Annotated in this window: 11 protein-coding genes, 1 tRNA gene and 1 pseudogene; all 13 read left to right on the top strand. The window is 53.1% G+C overall.

Annotated features, from left to right (window positions below; all coding sequences use genetic code 11):
• The first annotated feature begins 140 nt into the window (after positions 1 to 140).
• The gene (locus ACMGGS_RS07675; RefSeq protein WP_176920108.1) at positions 141 to 1,349 is read left to right on the top strand and encodes an oxalate/formate antiport family MFS transporter; all 1,209 of its coding nucleotides are present in this window, start codon (positions 141 to 143) and stop codon (positions 1,347 to 1,349) included.
• 226 nt (positions 1,350 to 1,575) lie between these two features.
• Positions 1,576 to 3,258 carry a kdo(2)-lipid A phosphoethanolamine 7''-transferase gene (gene eptB, locus ACMGGS_RS07680; protein ID WP_414165639.1) on the top strand — a complete coding sequence of 561 codons (1,683 nt, stop codon included), beginning with the start codon at positions 1,576 to 1,578 and terminating at the stop codon, positions 3,256 to 3,258.
• A 91-nt stretch (positions 3,259 to 3,349) separates the two neighbouring features.
• A tRNA-Pro gene (locus ACMGGS_RS07685) sits at positions 3,350 to 3,426 on the top strand.
• Between the two features lie 676 nt (positions 3,427 to 4,102).
• Positions 4,103 to 5,710 carry a dipeptide ABC transporter periplasmic-binding protein DppA gene (gene dppA, locus ACMGGS_RS07690; protein ID WP_276161320.1) on the top strand — a complete coding sequence of 536 codons (1,608 nt, stop codon included), beginning with the start codon at positions 4,103 to 4,105 and terminating at the stop codon, positions 5,708 to 5,710.
• 169 nt (positions 5,711 to 5,879) lie between these two features.
• Positions 5,880 to 6,899, top strand: a complete 1,020-nt coding sequence (gene dppB, locus ACMGGS_RS07695; protein ID WP_414165640.1) for a dipeptide ABC transporter permease DppB — start codon at positions 5,880 to 5,882, stop codon at positions 6,897 to 6,899.
• 9 nt (positions 6,900 to 6,908) lie between these two features.
• Positions 6,909 to 7,811, top strand: a complete 903-nt coding sequence (gene dppC, locus ACMGGS_RS07700) for a dipeptide ABC transporter permease DppC (RefSeq protein ID WP_176920111.1) — start codon at positions 6,909 to 6,911, stop codon at positions 7,809 to 7,811.
• Between the two features lie 10 nt (positions 7,812 to 7,821).
• Positions 7,822 to 8,804 (top strand): annotated as a pseudogene (dppD, locus tag ACMGGS_RS07705) (dipeptide ABC transporter ATP-binding protein).
• Positions 8,801 to 9,814 carry a dipeptide ABC transporter ATP-binding subunit DppF gene (gene dppF / locus ACMGGS_RS07710; RefSeq protein WP_414165641.1) on the top strand — a complete coding sequence of 338 codons (1,014 nt, stop codon included), beginning with the start codon at positions 8,801 to 8,803 and terminating at the stop codon, positions 9,812 to 9,814. The pseudogene dppD and the gene dppF overlap by 4 nt, the downstream one beginning before the upstream one ends.
• A 202-nt stretch (positions 9,815 to 10,016) precedes the next feature.
• Positions 10,017 to 10,340, top strand: coding sequence for a helix-turn-helix domain-containing protein (locus tag ACMGGS_RS07715; RefSeq protein ID WP_194207496.1), 324 nt, complete (start codon positions 10,017 to 10,019; stop codon positions 10,338 to 10,340).
• Entirely contained in the window at positions 10,325 to 10,636 is a 312-nt protein-coding gene (locus ACMGGS_RS07720) for a HipA N-terminal domain-containing protein (RefSeq protein ID WP_414165642.1), read from the top strand. The genes ACMGGS_RS07715 and ACMGGS_RS07720 overlap by 16 nt, the downstream gene beginning before the upstream one ends.
• A complete protein-coding gene (locus ACMGGS_RS07725) occupies positions 10,636 to 11,655 on the top strand; it encodes a type II toxin-antitoxin system HipA family toxin (protein WP_414165643.1) in 1,020 nt (339 codons plus the stop codon). The genes ACMGGS_RS07720 and ACMGGS_RS07725 overlap by 1 nt, the downstream gene beginning before the upstream one ends.
• A gap of 539 nt (positions 11,656 to 12,194) precedes the next feature.
• Positions 12,195 to 12,821 (top strand): cellulose biosynthesis protein BcsO, encoded by a 627-nt coding sequence (locus ACMGGS_RS07730; protein ID WP_414165644.1) that lies wholly within the window; start codon positions 12,195 to 12,197, stop codon positions 12,819 to 12,821.
• Positions 12,812 to 13,615, top strand: a complete 804-nt coding sequence (bcsQ, locus tag ACMGGS_RS07735; protein WP_414165645.1) for a cellulose biosynthesis protein BcsQ — start codon at positions 12,812 to 12,814, stop codon at positions 13,613 to 13,615. Before ACMGGS_RS07730 ends, bcsQ begins: the two co-directional genes overlap by 10 nt.
• The last annotated feature ends 6 nt before the right edge of the window (positions 13,616 to 13,621 follow it).

Below are 13,621 nucleotides of genomic sequence, written 5' to 3' on the forward strand. Positions count from 1 at the left end.
GCAATGCCATTCATTCTGCATTCCATGCAATTCATTCCGTCCCTGCTGCACTTCATGCCATTTTCCCCCAGGCATTAAAGGGATTTCGCTATCGTTGATGGCAGTGAAATCCTTCAATTTTGATGACCTGGACACATGCCATGAACACATCAACCTACAATCGTACCCGCTGGTTAACGCTATTCGGCACTATCATCACCCAATTTGCGCTGGGATCGGTCTATACCTGGAGCCTGTTTAACGGCGCGCTCTCCAGCAAACTTGATGAGCCGGTAAGCCAGGTTGCATTTTCGTTTGGTCTGTTAAGCCTTGGCCTGGCGCTCTCGTCATCCGTTGCCGGTAAACTTCAGGAACGTTTTGGCGTGAAACGCGTCACAATGGCCTCCGGGATCATGCTCGGCGTCGGTTTTTTCCTGACCGCTCACTCCAGCAATCTGCTGATGCTGTGGCTCAGCGCGGGCCTGCTGGTGGGGCTGGCGGATGGCGCGGGCTACCTGTTAACGCTCTCCAACTGCGTGAAATGGTTCCCGGAGCGTAAAGGGGTGATCTCCGCGCTGGCCATTGGCTCCTACGGTCTGGGTAGCCTCGGTTTCAAATTTATCGACAGCCATCTTCTTGCAACGGTCGGCCTCGAAAAAACCTTTATGATTTGGGGAGCGATTGTACTGGTGATGATCGTCGCCGGTTCCACCCTGATGAAAGATGCGCCGCAACAAAGCGTGAAAGCCGTTAACGGCGCGGTGGAAAATGACTTCACCCTCGCGGAATCGATGCGTAAACCCCAGTACTGGATGTTGGCCGTGATGTTCCTCACTGCCTGCATGAGCGGCCTGTACGTGATTGGCGTGGCGAAAGATATCGCTCAGGGCATGGTCCGACTGGATGTTGCCACCGCCGCTAACGCGGTAACGGTCATTTCTATCGCTAACCTGAGCGGCCGTCTGGTGCTGGGCATTCTGTCCGATAAAATCGCCCGCATCCGGGTCATCACGATAGGTCAGGTAATTTCCCTGGTCGGGATGGCAGCGCTGCTATTCGCGCCCCTCAACGAGATGACTTTCTTTGCCGCCATCGCCTGCGTGGCCTTTAACTTCGGCGGCACCATTACCGTTTTCCCGTCGCTGGTCAGCGAGTTCTTCGGCCTCAACAACCTGGCGAAAAACTATGGGGTGATCTATTTAGGCTTCGGGATCGGTAGTATCTGCGGGTCGATTATTGCCTCGCTGTTCGGCGGCTTTTATGTCACCTTCTGCGTCATCTTTGCCCTGCTGATCCTGTCGCTGGCGCTCTCAACCACCATTCGTCAGCCGCAGCGCGAAATTTACCATGAAGCCCACGCCACATATTGATGGTATTAATAGAACCGTTTACTTAGTCTGCTAACCTATCTCCCTGATCTGACCAACTATTTTTGTAAATAATTGGTCAGATCACATTTCTCCTGGACACTTTTCCTTTTCCCTGTGGTCTACTTAGCCGCGCTTAGCCATGTCTAATAACAGAGATTACGCGCTTTGTTTAGCCATCACGCGGGTGACGGCTGATTTATAAGTCCCTTTTCCCAGGGTTGTTTGCATGAAATATATTAAAGCGATGTCTCAGCAAACGCTGAGCCTCCTGCTGGCCATCTATATCGGCCTGTTTATGAATTGCGCGGTTTTTGTCCGTCGTTTTGACAGTTACGCGCAGAATTTTACCATCTGGAAAGGATTCGCTGCGGCTGTTGAGCTGGTTGCCACTGTGCTTGTGACCTTCTTCCTGCTTCGTATCCTGTCGCTACTCGGTCGCCGCGTCTGGCGCATTCTGGTCACGCTGCTGGTGCTGTGCTCAGCCGGGGCCAGCTACTACATGACCTTCCTTAATGTTGTCATTGGTTACGGCATTATTGCCTCGGTGATGACCACCGACATCGATCTTTCTAAAGAAGTGGTGGGGCTACATTTCCTGCTATGGATGTTCTTTGTGAGCATCGTGCCGCTGATTTTCATCTGGAGTAATCGCAGCCCTTATACGCTAATGCGCCAGCTACGCACGCCGGGCCAGCGCATAGGCAGTGTCGCAGCGGTTGTCGTCGCCGGATTGCTGGTCTGGGGACCCATTCGTCTGCTGGATATTCAGCAGAAGAAAGTTGAGCACCAGACGGGGATTGATTTACCCAGCTACGGTGGCGTGGTAGCTAACTCTTATCTGCCATCAAACTGGCTCTCCGCGCTGGGGCTGTATGCCTGGGCGCAGGTGGATGAATCTTCGGATAATAAGTCGCTGATCAACCCGGCGAAGAAATTCACCTGGCAAGCGCCGAAAGATCTGGATGATACTTACGTGGTGTTCATCATTGGTGAAACGACCCGCTGGGATCATATGGGTCTTTTCGGCTACGAGCGTAACACCACGCCGCGATTGTCTCAGGAGAAAAACCTGGCGGCGTTTCGCGGTTACTCCTGCGATACCGCCACCAAACTCTCCCTGCGCTGCATGTTTGTGCGAGAAGGTGGTGCAGACACTAACCCACAGCGGACGCTGAAAGAGCAGAACGTTTTTGCGGTGCTGAAACAGTTAGGTTTCAGTTCAGACCTGTACGCGATGCAAAGTGAAATGTGGTTCTACAGCAACACGATGGCGGACAATATTTCCTATCGCGAGCAAATCGGTGCCGAACCGCGTAATCGCGGTAAGCCGGTAGATGACATGCTGCTGGTCGATGAGATGCAGCGCTCGCTACAGGACAATGCCGAAGGCAAGCACCTGATTATTCTGCATACCAAAGGTTCGCACTTTAACTATACCCAGCGCTACCCGCGCAGCTTCGCACAGTGGACGCCGGAGTGTATGGGCGTTGACGGCGGCTGTACCAAAGCGCAGATGATCAATTCCTTTGATAACTCGGTCAGCTATGTGGATTACTTTATCAGCAAAGTGATCGACCAGGTCCGGGATAAGAAGGCGATTGTTTTCTATGCTGCCGATCACGGCGAGTCGATCAATGAGAAAGAGCATTTGCACGGCACCCCGCGCAATATGGCTCCGCCAGAGCAGTTCCGCGTGCCGATGATGGTCTGGATGTCCGATAAGTATCTGGAGAACCCGGATCATGCGCAGGCAATGACGAAGATGAAGACCCAGGCGCAGATGAAAGTGCCGCGCCATCATATCGAATTGTTCGATACCATCATGGGTTGCCTGGGGTATACCTCGCCGGATGGCGGGATTAATGAGAACAATAACTGGTGTCGTTTACCCTCAACAGCTAAGAAATAAGCGGTCCGGCGAGTTTCTCGCCGATCGGCTGGCTTTTTTTAGCTAAGGGATTGACGGGCATCTGGCCGCGCAGTAAGATGCGCCCCGCATTCGGTGATTGGCGCAGCCTGGTAGCGCACTTCGTTCGGGACGAAGGGGTCGGAGGTTCGAATCCTCTATCACCGACCAAATTTGAAAAGCCTGCTCTTGAGCAGGCTTTTTTGCATCTGAAGCTTATGAGGATGAGAAACTCCTTCATCCAATCAACTCAAGAAACCTTTTTCCAACCTTCCCATAACAATATCTCTATCAGTTATCACAATTCACCCGTGACTCCCACTGCCGCCTCCCGATTTTGTGACATAATCCATTGTAATTTTTTATATATGCATCAACCTTTTTTCGCGTTGCTTATGGATAAAGCCAGCATTTTCCGCTGTGCGTTTTAACGTTCGCGGTATTAATCGCTCATATATTCGCCATTTTGCAAGAAATTTTTCTTAATATGTTTAAAAGTTAACATCTGCGTTACTGAAAATAACCAGAACAATCCTCTGCGTCAGAGGCCTTAGCATAATTTTCCCTGCTGGAAATGGTGGCTTGAACTTTTTTTAATCTTTGTTTGTTAATTCTCATCCCTGATGTAAATCCCGGTTACCTGTATTGACGTTTTGACATTCTGTTGACAGATTGTAGGCCATGAGGGGCATTTCACGGACGATCTGTACTGCTACTCAGTCAATCGATTGCACGGATTCTCCCACCCTCATTGCTACTGACCAGACCGGTGAAATTATAAATAAAGGCTGGCGGTATGGCCCCGTTGCAGGGGTAAACACAACACCCATCACATTGGAGCAGAAGAATGAGTATTTCCTTGAAGAAGTCAGGGATGCTGAAGCTTGGTTTGAGCCTGGTGGCTATGACTGTCGCAGCAAGCGTTCAGGCGAAAACGCTGGTGTATTGTTCAGAAGGTTCTCCTGAAGGCTTTAACCCGCAGCTTTTCACCTCTGGTACCACTTACGATGCCAGCTCTGTACCGATTTATAACCGTCTGGTCGAATTCAAAATCGGCACCACTGAAGTCATCCCTGGTCTGGCTGAGAAATGGGAAGTCAGTGAAGATGGCAAAACCTATACCTTCCATCTGCGCAAAGGCGTGAAATGGCAGGACAACAAAGATTTCAAACCGACGCGTGAGTTCAATGCTGATGACGTTGTGTTCTCGTTCGATCGTCAGAAAAACGAAAGCAACCCGTACCACAAAATCTCTGGCGGCAGCTATGAATACTTCGAAGGCATGGGCCTGCCGGAGTTAATCAGCGAAATTAAAAAAGTCGACGATAATACCGTTCAGTTCGTGCTGACCCGTCCGGAAGCGCCGTTCCTGGCGGATCTGGCGATGGACTTCGCATCTATTCTTTCTAAAGAATACGCTGACAACATGCTGAAAGCGGGCACGCCGGATAAAGTTGACCTGAACCCAATCGGTACCGGTCCGTTCCAGCTCCAGCAGTATCAGAAAGACTCGCGCATTCTGTATAAAGCCTTCCCGGGCTTCTGGGGCACCAAGCCGCAGATCGACCGTCTGGTTTTCTCCATCACGCCTGACGCCTCTGTGCGTTACGCGAAATTGCAGAAAAACGAGTGCCAGGTGATGCCGTATCCTAATCCGGCCGACATCGCGCGTATGAAGCAGGATAAAAATATCAACCTGATGGAGCAGGCGGGCCTGAACGTGGGCTATCTCTCCTACAACGTTGAGAAAAAACCGCTGGATAACGTGAAAGTGCGTCAGGCGCTGAACTATGCGGTCAACAAAGAAGCGATCATCAAAGCGGTATACCAGGGCGCGGGTGTAGCGGCGAAAAACCTGATCCCGCCGACCATGTGGAGCTATAACGACGACGTTAAGGATTACACCTACGATCCGGAGAAAGCCAAAGCGCTGCTGAAAGAAGCCGGTATGGAAAAAGGCTTTAGCATCGATCTGTGGGCTATGCCGGTACAGCGTCCGTACAACCCGAACGCGCGCCGTATGGCGGAGATGATTCAGGCGGACTGGGCGAAAGTCGGCGTGCAGGCGAAAATCGTCACTTATGAGTGGGGCGAGTACCTGAAACGTGCGAAATCCGGCGAGCATCAGACCGTAATGATGGGCTGGACCGGCGACAACGGGGATCCGGATAACTTCTTCGCCACGCTGTTCAGCTGCGATGCGGCAAAACAGGGGTCGAACTACTCCAAATGGTGCTACAAGCCGTTTGAAGACCTGATCCAACCGGCGCGCGCGACCGAAGATCACAACAAACGTATTGAGCTTTACAAACAGGCTCAGGTAGTGATGAACGAGCAGGCACCTGCCCTGATCGTCGCTCACTCCACCGTATATGAGCCGGTGCGTAAAGAAGTTAAAGGCTATGTTGTTGATCCGCTGGGTAAACACCACTTCGAGAACGTGTCTGTCGAATAATTAAAATGTCAAAGGGGCGGCGCTGCGCTTACACGGACCTGCGAGGGTAGGCCGGGTAAGCGTAGCGCCACCCGGCAGTAGTGCTTTATTCCCGTAAAAGGGAATGAGATTTGTGAGCAATACAGACGTCTGATCTCCAGGTGAGACGTCATTACAGAGAATCCGGGTTATGTTGCAGTTCATCCTCCGACGTCTGGGACTTGTGATCCCGACGTTTATCGGTATTACCCTTCTCACCTTTGCCTTTGTCCATATGATCCCCGGCGATCCGGTGATGATCATGGCTGGTGAGCGTGGTATTTCCCCTGAGCGCCATGCGCAGTTACTGGCTGAACTCGGCCTGAATAAGCCGCTGTGGCAGCAGTATCTCAACTATATTTGGGGCGTGATGCACGGTGATTTGGGCATCTCGCTGAAAAGCCGTCTCCCGGTGTGGGAAGAGTTTGTGCCGCGTTTTAAAGCGACGCTTGAACTCGGCGTCTGCGCAATGATTTTCGCCGTTTCCGTGGGCATTCCCGTGGGCGTGCTGGCCGCCGTTAAGCGTGGCTCTATTTTCGACCATACCGCGGTCGGCCTCGCGCTGACTGGCTATTCCATGCCGATCTTCTGGTGGGGCATGATGCTGATCATGCTGGTTTCCGTCCAGTGGAACCTGACGCCGGTCTCAGGAAGGGTCAGCGATATGGTGTTCCTTGACGACTCCAACCCGCTAACCGGCTTTATGCTGATCGACACGGCCATCTGGGGCGAAGAGGGCAACTTCATTGATGCGCTGGCGCATATGGTTCTGCCTGCAATGGTGCTGGGCACAATTCCGCTGGCGGTGATCGTGCGTATGACGCGCTCCGCCATGCTGGAAGTGCTGGGTGAAGATTATATCCGTACCGCGCGCGCCAAAGGCTTAACGCGGATGCGCGTCATCATCGTTCACGCCCTGCGTAACGCGATGCTCCCGGTGGTCACCGTTATCGGTTTGCAGGTCGGGACGATGCTGGCAGGGGCGATCCTGACGGAAACCATCTTCTCCTGGCCGGGCCTGGGACGCTGGCTGATCGATGCTCTGCAACGCCGCGATTATCCGGTGGTGCAGGGTGGCGTACTGCTGGTGGCGACGATGATTATTCTCGTCAACCTGCTGGTCGATTTGCTGTACGGCGTGGTGAACCCGCGTATTCGTCATAAGAAGTAAGGGGCCGTCATGTCACAAGTTACTGAAAATAAAGTTATCGCCGCACCTGTACCGATGACGCCGCTCCAGGAGTTCTGGCACTACTTCAAGCGCAATAAAGGCGCGGTCGTCGGCCTGGCTTACGTCGTAATCGTGGTACTCATTGCCATTTTCGCCAATTTCGTTGCGCCGCATAACCCGGCGGATCAGTTCCGCGAAGCGCTGCTGGCTCCGCCGGTATGGCAGGATGGGGGAAGCTGGACGCATATCCTCGGTACCGATGATGTGGGTCGCGATACCCTCTCGCGCCTGATGTACGGCGCGCGCCTGTCGCTGCTGGTCGGCTGTCTGGTAGTGGTACTGTCGCTGATCATGGGCGTGGTGCTGGGTCTGGTGGCGGGCTACTTCGGCGGCATTATCGACAACATTATCATGCGTATCGTCGATATCATGCTGGCGCTGCCGAGCCTGCTGCTGGCGCTGGTACTGGTGGCGATCTTCGGACCGTCAATAGTTAATGCCTCGCTGGCATTGACCTTCGTGGCGCTGCCGCACTACGTGCGTCTGACGCGTGCAGCCGTCCTGGTTGAAGTGAACCGCGATTACGTTACCGCCTCGCGCGTGGCGGGCGCAGGCGCGCTGCGCCAGATGTTCGTTAACATTCTTCCTAACTGTCTTGCGCCGCTGATCGTTCAGGCGTCGCTCGGCTTCTCTAACGCCATTCTCGATATGGCCGCCCTTGGCTTCCTTGGCATGGGTGCGCAACCGCCGACACCGGAGTGGGGCACTATGCTCTCCGACGTGTTGCAGTTCGCACAAAGCGCCTGGTGGGTCGTGACCTTCCCTGGTCTGGCGATCCTGCTGACGGTGCTGGCATTTAACCTGATGGGTGACGGTCTGCGTGACGCGCTCGATCCCAAACTGAAGCAGTAAGAGGTTCGAGATGGCGTTATTAAATGTAGATAAATTATCGGTGCACTTCGGTGACGAAGATGCGCCGTTCCGCGCCGTGGATCGCGTCAGTTATAGCGTGAATCAGGGCGAAGTGGTCGGCATTGTTGGTGAATCCGGCTCCGGTAAATCGGTCAGCTCGCTGGCGATCATGGGGCTGATTGATTACCCCGGCCGCGTGATGGCGGAAAATCTGGAATTCAACGGCCAGGATCTGAAGCGTATTTCTGAGAAAGCACGCCGTAGTCTGGTCGGTTCCGAAGTGGCAATGATTTTCCAGGATCCGATGACCAGCCTCAACCCGTGCTACACCGTCGGTTTTCAGATTATGGAAGCGATTAAGGTGCATCAGGGGGAAACAAGAGAACCCGGCGTCAGCGGGCCATCGATCTGCTAAACCTGGTGGGTATTCCCGATCCGGCCTCGCGCCTTGATGTTTATCCGCACCAGCTTTCCGGGGGGATGAGTCAGCGCGTAATGATCGCGATGGCAATCGCCTGTCGGCCAAAACTGCTGATTGCGGATGAGCCGACAACGGCGCTGGACGTTACCATTCAGGCGCAGATCATTGAACTGCTGCTGGAACTTCAGCAGAAAGAGAACATGGCGCTGATCCTGATTACGCACGATCTGGCGCTGGTGGCGGAAGCTGCGCATAAAATTATCGTGATGTATGCAGGCCAGGTAGTAGAGACTGGCGCGGCAACAGAGATTTTCCGCGCGCCGCGCCATCCGTATACCCAGGCGCTGCTGCGTGCGCTGCCCGAGTTCGCTCAGGATAAAGCGCGGCTGGCGTCGCTACCGGGCGTGGTGCCGGGGAAATACGATCGTCCCAACGGCTGCCTGCTGAACCCGCGCTGTCCGTATGCGACCGATCGCTGTCGCGCGGAAGAACCCGCGCTGAATACCGTCGATAACGGTCGTCAGTCTAAATGTCACTACCCACTCGATGATGCCGGGAGGCCCACACTATGAGTACGCAAGAGGCCACCCTGCAACAGCCGCTGTTGCAGGCTATCGACCTGAAAAAACATTACCCGGTGAAGAAGGGGCTGTTTGCGCCGGAACGTCTGGTAAAAGCGCTGGATGGCGTGTCATTTAACCTGGAGCGCGGCAAAACGCTGGCGGTGGTCGGGGAATCCGGCTGCGGGAAGTCCACGCTTGGCCGCCTGCTGACAATGATTGAAACGCCTACCGGTGGCGAACTCTATTTTCAGGGGCAGGATCTGCTCAAGCACGATCCACATGCGCAGAAGCTGCGCCGGCAGAAAATTCAGATCGTTTTCCAGAACCCCTACGGTTCGCTAAACCCGCGTAAAAAAGTCGGGCAGATTCTGGAAGAGCCGCTGCTGATCAACAGTGAACTGAGCAAAGCTGAACGCCGTGAAAAAGCGCTGGCGATGATGGCGAAGGTGGGGCTTAAAACTGAGCATTACGATCGCTATCCGCATATGTTCTCCGGTGGTCAGCGTCAGCGTATTGCTATCGCCCGCGGTCTGATGCTCGATCCGGACGTGGTGATTGCCGATGAGCCGGTCTCCGCGCTGGACGTCTCGGTGCGCGCGCAGGTGCTGAACCTGATGATGGATTTGCAGCAGGATTTAGGGCTTTCCTACGTCTTTATCTCGCACGATCTGTCGGTGGTCGAGCATATCGCCGATGAAGTGATGGTGATGTATCTGGGCCGCTGCGTGGAGAAAGGAACCAAGGATCAGATTTTCTCTAATCCGCTGCATCCGTACACCCAGGCGCTACTTTCTGCCACGCCACGCCTGAACCCGGACGATCGCCGCGAGCGTATCAAGCTGACCGGCGAGCTGCCCAGCCCGCTGAATCCGCCGCCGGGGTGTGCCTTTAACGCCCGCTGCCGTCGCCGATTCGGCCCCTGCACTCAGTTGCAGCCGCAGCTTAAAGAGTACAATGGTCAACTGGTAGCCTGCTTTGCCGTCGATCAGGACGTGAATGGCGAAAAGCCAGGGGTGTAACGTTAATCAGGAGACCAGCTGGTTGCTGGTCTCCAGTCAAATATGAACCTCTCCCCTTGTCTTTATCCTTTATAGCTCTTTTATGGCACCTAAATATTGTTAATAGCTCATTTTTGAGCTATTTTATATTTTATCATCTTTAAAAGGCCATATCTGAGACTGAAGACTGCCCGCGTCACGAGGCAGCACTGGAGGGGTATCCATGTTTTACGAAAATTCGCGAGAGCTTTCTGAAGAGTTAGCCTTTCTGAGCGATCGCCTGAATACCCTACAGAAGAAGATGGCGATGACTGCGCGGTTGACCACAAAAGCGGAGCCGCTGTTCATCGGTAGTCCTTCTGCACTTGGCGAGCAGTTGAATGAACGCCGTAAGGCGCTGGGTATCGATCTTTATACTCTTGAACTACAAACCAATATTTCTACCTCAACGTTAAAAAGATTATTTAAAGATCCCGAACAGGTAAAATTCGGCAGTGTTCTTACCGTCGCAAAAGCGCTGGGAATGAAACTATGCACCGTCGCGTAAAAATTTTGCTTTACGGCCAAGCTGTAGGGGAGTTAACGGAAAGTGAACAAGGCTTTTTATTCCGTTATTACCCCCATTACCAGGGGCCATCGCTTTCTCTGAGCCTGCCCGTTCAACAACGTGAATTTTTGAGCCAGCGACTACATCCCTATTTTGCCTCGCTGGCACCGGAGGGATGGCTGCGACAACGCTACAGTCACCTACAGAAGCGCGATGAACACGATCAATTGGGTATGCTGATTGAGAATGGTAAAAATTTGCTGGGAGCCGTGCAGATTTTGCCGCTGGAGGAGTAATGGAACGCTGCCGCATATTATTAACCCCGCTAAACGAGGGGGATGCCCGAAATGGATATTCTGCCCAGGGACTTAAACGTCTCGGTAACGGCACTTTACTGCTCCCGCGCCTGGCGTTTAGCCGAAATCAGTTTGTTCAGGAACTGCCCCTTGAGCAACGTGGCATGAGTATTTCCGGCTATCAACCTAAATTGCAAATGGTGCTAACGGAAGGTGTCTTTAATGTCGTGTCACATCAGGGCGACTATATTCTCAAACCCTCACCCGCTGATTTTCCCGGCCTGGCAGAAAATGAACATGCGACGATGTCGTTAATGTCGCGTCTTGGTTTCAATGTACCGCCACACGGACTGGTCAGTTTTACTCCTGAAAACACCGACGACGACGTTGAGTACGCCTTTGTCATCCGTCGTTTTGATCGCGATGTTGCCGGGCAGCCCATTCATCAGGAACAACTGGATGGAGCAATGGGGATTATGGAAAAGTATGGTAAGACAGGAAATGATGGCGAACAGTACGTCAGCTATGAAACGATAGCGCGTTTTTTGATTGCGCATGTTAACGATAACCTTGCTTTCAGAATCGATCTGTTTCGCCGTATTGTATATGCATGGCTGTTGGGCAATAACGATATGCATTTGCGAAATTTCGGCCTGTTGTATGCAGATATCACTCCGACGCTCGCACCCATCTATGATTTTGTCTCTGTTGCGCCGTATCCCCAAGCCTGGCTGTCAGGTTATCTGGCGCTGCCGTTACTGACACAGGAAGAGGGGGGACATGAACTGGCCCCTGGCTTTGATTCTGTCTGGGGGGAATATACGGGGCAAGATTTTTTACTGCTGGGCAGTGCGATGGGATTAACGACGAGATTACTCGATAAGCTGTACGCCGATCTGCGTAAAGAATCAGTGGCAGTGGAAAAGACGTATTCGTCTTCATTTATGCCGCCGGAGCACATCCAGTCTGTACTGGCATGCTATCATCATCGGCTGCGTCTGTTGCAACATATTGGTTAGGGTATTAGAGCCATCTGTCTAACAGACAGCCACTCCGGCTCAGGCTCTGTGCCACTTTGCCCGGCGGCGCTTCGCTTGCACGGGCCTACGGTATTGCGCCCGGTCGTTAGTATTTTTTTCAGGTAACTGATAACAAAGAATTTGTAGGCCGGATAAGCGCAGCGCCACCCGGCAAGGCGGCTATTCCGGCTTAAGCAAATTACGCACAGTGCCGATAAATCTTTTTGCTTTGCCAGCCATTATTACTAGCTTGCTAAGCAAAGTCTTATAGCGCCCCTTATTAAAATACGCATTATCTATTAGATATAACGCCCGTTTTAATGGGAGAAATTTGCCAGCGCTACGGCTAATATGATAATGGTGCACCTCATTAACGTACTGATATCTAAAAAATGATTGCGCATATTAATTATATTATCAGTAAGACTTTTAGCGTGCGAAGTATTCCTAAAACAGCAAAGTAATCTATGCTGTAGATGAATGGATGCGTCATAAGAGAAGCGGGAATCAATTAATGTTTTTAAGTCATGGTGTTAGCGATGAACCATTATGATGATTTGCAGCGGTTTAAGGATAAAACCCGGTCGCAATTAGAAAACTATAAAGATTTATCTGCGCAGTCATCTGCCGAGGAGCGGGGGGACTGGGCGCTCATCAATCAATTATCGCCGACCCGGCAAGAACCCGGTCTGGCTATGGGTGGACACGTCTCGTCACCGGTGCCGAAAACCGTGGCAGCACATATTTTTAGCACGCCGCAAGCCTCGCCGGTGCAAACGGTCACGCCTCAGCCACACAACCTGCCGCCGCTGATGCAAAGCGTGGCTATGCTGCCGCCGACCCCCGCGCAACCGGAATCTGCGACCGTTGCGCCTGCGCCGCTGAAGGACGACACCCCAGCATCTTCCGTTTCCATTGCGAAAACCTTCGCCAGCCCGCCGCCGGTCGCCGGGTCTGAAGCGCCCGTTGCCCATCAGCAACCGGAGCCGCCAACGGCACAACCGGTTGCCCGGCCGCGCGTGGTCACGCCACCGCCTGAGGCGGTGAATTATTCCCGTCTGTTTGCGCCGAAAACCGCCGAGCCACCTGCTCCGGACGAGAAAACCAATGAAGAGAAGACGTTGCCTCTCAAATCACTGTTAGAAAGGATTGCTTCATGCCGTTGATCTGTGTGTGTTCACCCAAAGGGGGCGTAGGGAAAACAACCCTTGCGGCGAACCTGACCTATGCGCTGGCGCGCTCGGGGAGCAAGGTTCTGGCCATTGATTTTGATATGCAGAACGCGCTGCGCCTGCATTTTGGCGTACCCCTTTCCGACGAGCGGGGCTATGTCGCGAAATCCGCAGAATCTTACGACTGGGGCCAGGATGTGCTGACCGCCGGTGGCAATATTTTTGTCCTCCCCTATGGCGATGTCACCGAAGAACAGCGGCTGACCTTTGAAAAAAATCTGGCCAGCGACGAACATTTTCTGGCGCGCGGTCTGGGCACGCTGCTGAATTATCCGGGACTGGTGATTGTCGCTGACTTTCCTCCCGGCCCGTCAGCGGCGCTGAAAGCGATTACGCCTTTTGCCGACCTGCATCTGGTCACATTACTGGCCGATACGGCATCAATGTCTCTGCTTCCGCATATTGAAAACCAGCGCCTGACCGGCGGTGAACTCAACCCTAACCACGGCCACTTTTTCGTTATCAATCAGAGCGACACCCGCCGTCAGATCAGCCGTGATGTGACGGCTTTCCTTGAAGAACGCCTGGGCGATCGGCTGTTGGGCATTATTCACCGTGATGAAAGCGTCTGCGAAGCCAACGCTTCGCAAAAGTCGATTTTTGACTTTAGCCCTTCATCAGCGGCGGCATTTGATATCGAAATCATTGCCAGGAAAATTGTTGCCAAATTAGGGATCAATGTTGGTGATGGCACGGTGCATAACGTGTCGCGTAAATCCGGACTTTAATTTATT

It is taken from the genome of Superficieibacter sp. BNK-5 (assembly GCF_047456055.1).
Classification (GTDB): Bacteria; Pseudomonadota; Gammaproteobacteria; order Enterobacterales; family Enterobacteriaceae; genus Superficieibacter.

Coding starts and splice junctions, on each gene's coding strand:
- dppC (WP_176920111.1), top strand. CDS start 6,909: ATGTCACAAGTTACTGAAAATAAAGTTATCGCCGCACCTGTACCGATG.
- dppA (WP_276161320.1), top strand. CDS start 4,103: ATGAGTATTTCCTTGAAGAAGTCAGGGATGCTGAAGCTTGGTTTGAGC.
- bcsQ (WP_414165645.1), top strand. CDS start 12,812: ATGCCGTTGATCTGTGTGTGTTCACCCAAAGGGGGCGTAGGGAAAACA.
- ACMGGS_RS07720 (WP_414165642.1), top strand. CDS start 10,325: ATGCACCGTCGCGTAAAAATTTTGCTTTACGGCCAAGCTGTAGGGGAG.
- ACMGGS_RS07675 (WP_176920108.1), top strand. CDS start 141: ATGAACACATCAACCTACAATCGTACCCGCTGGTTAACGCTATTCGGC.
- dppB (WP_414165640.1), top strand. CDS start 5,880: ATGTTGCAGTTCATCCTCCGACGTCTGGGACTTGTGATCCCGACGTTT.
- eptB (WP_414165639.1), top strand. CDS start 1,576: ATGAAATATATTAAAGCGATGTCTCAGCAAACGCTGAGCCTCCTGCTG.
- ACMGGS_RS07715 (WP_194207496.1), top strand. CDS start 10,017: ATGTTTTACGAAAATTCGCGAGAGCTTTCTGAAGAGTTAGCCTTTCTG.
- ACMGGS_RS07730 (WP_414165644.1), top strand. CDS start 12,195: ATGAACCATTATGATGATTTGCAGCGGTTTAAGGATAAAACCCGGTCG.
- ACMGGS_RS07725 (WP_414165643.1), top strand. CDS start 10,636: ATGGAACGCTGCCGCATATTATTAACCCCGCTAAACGAGGGGGATGCC.
- dppF (WP_414165641.1), top strand. CDS start 8,801: ATGAGTACGCAAGAGGCCACCCTGCAACAGCCGCTGTTGCAGGCTATC.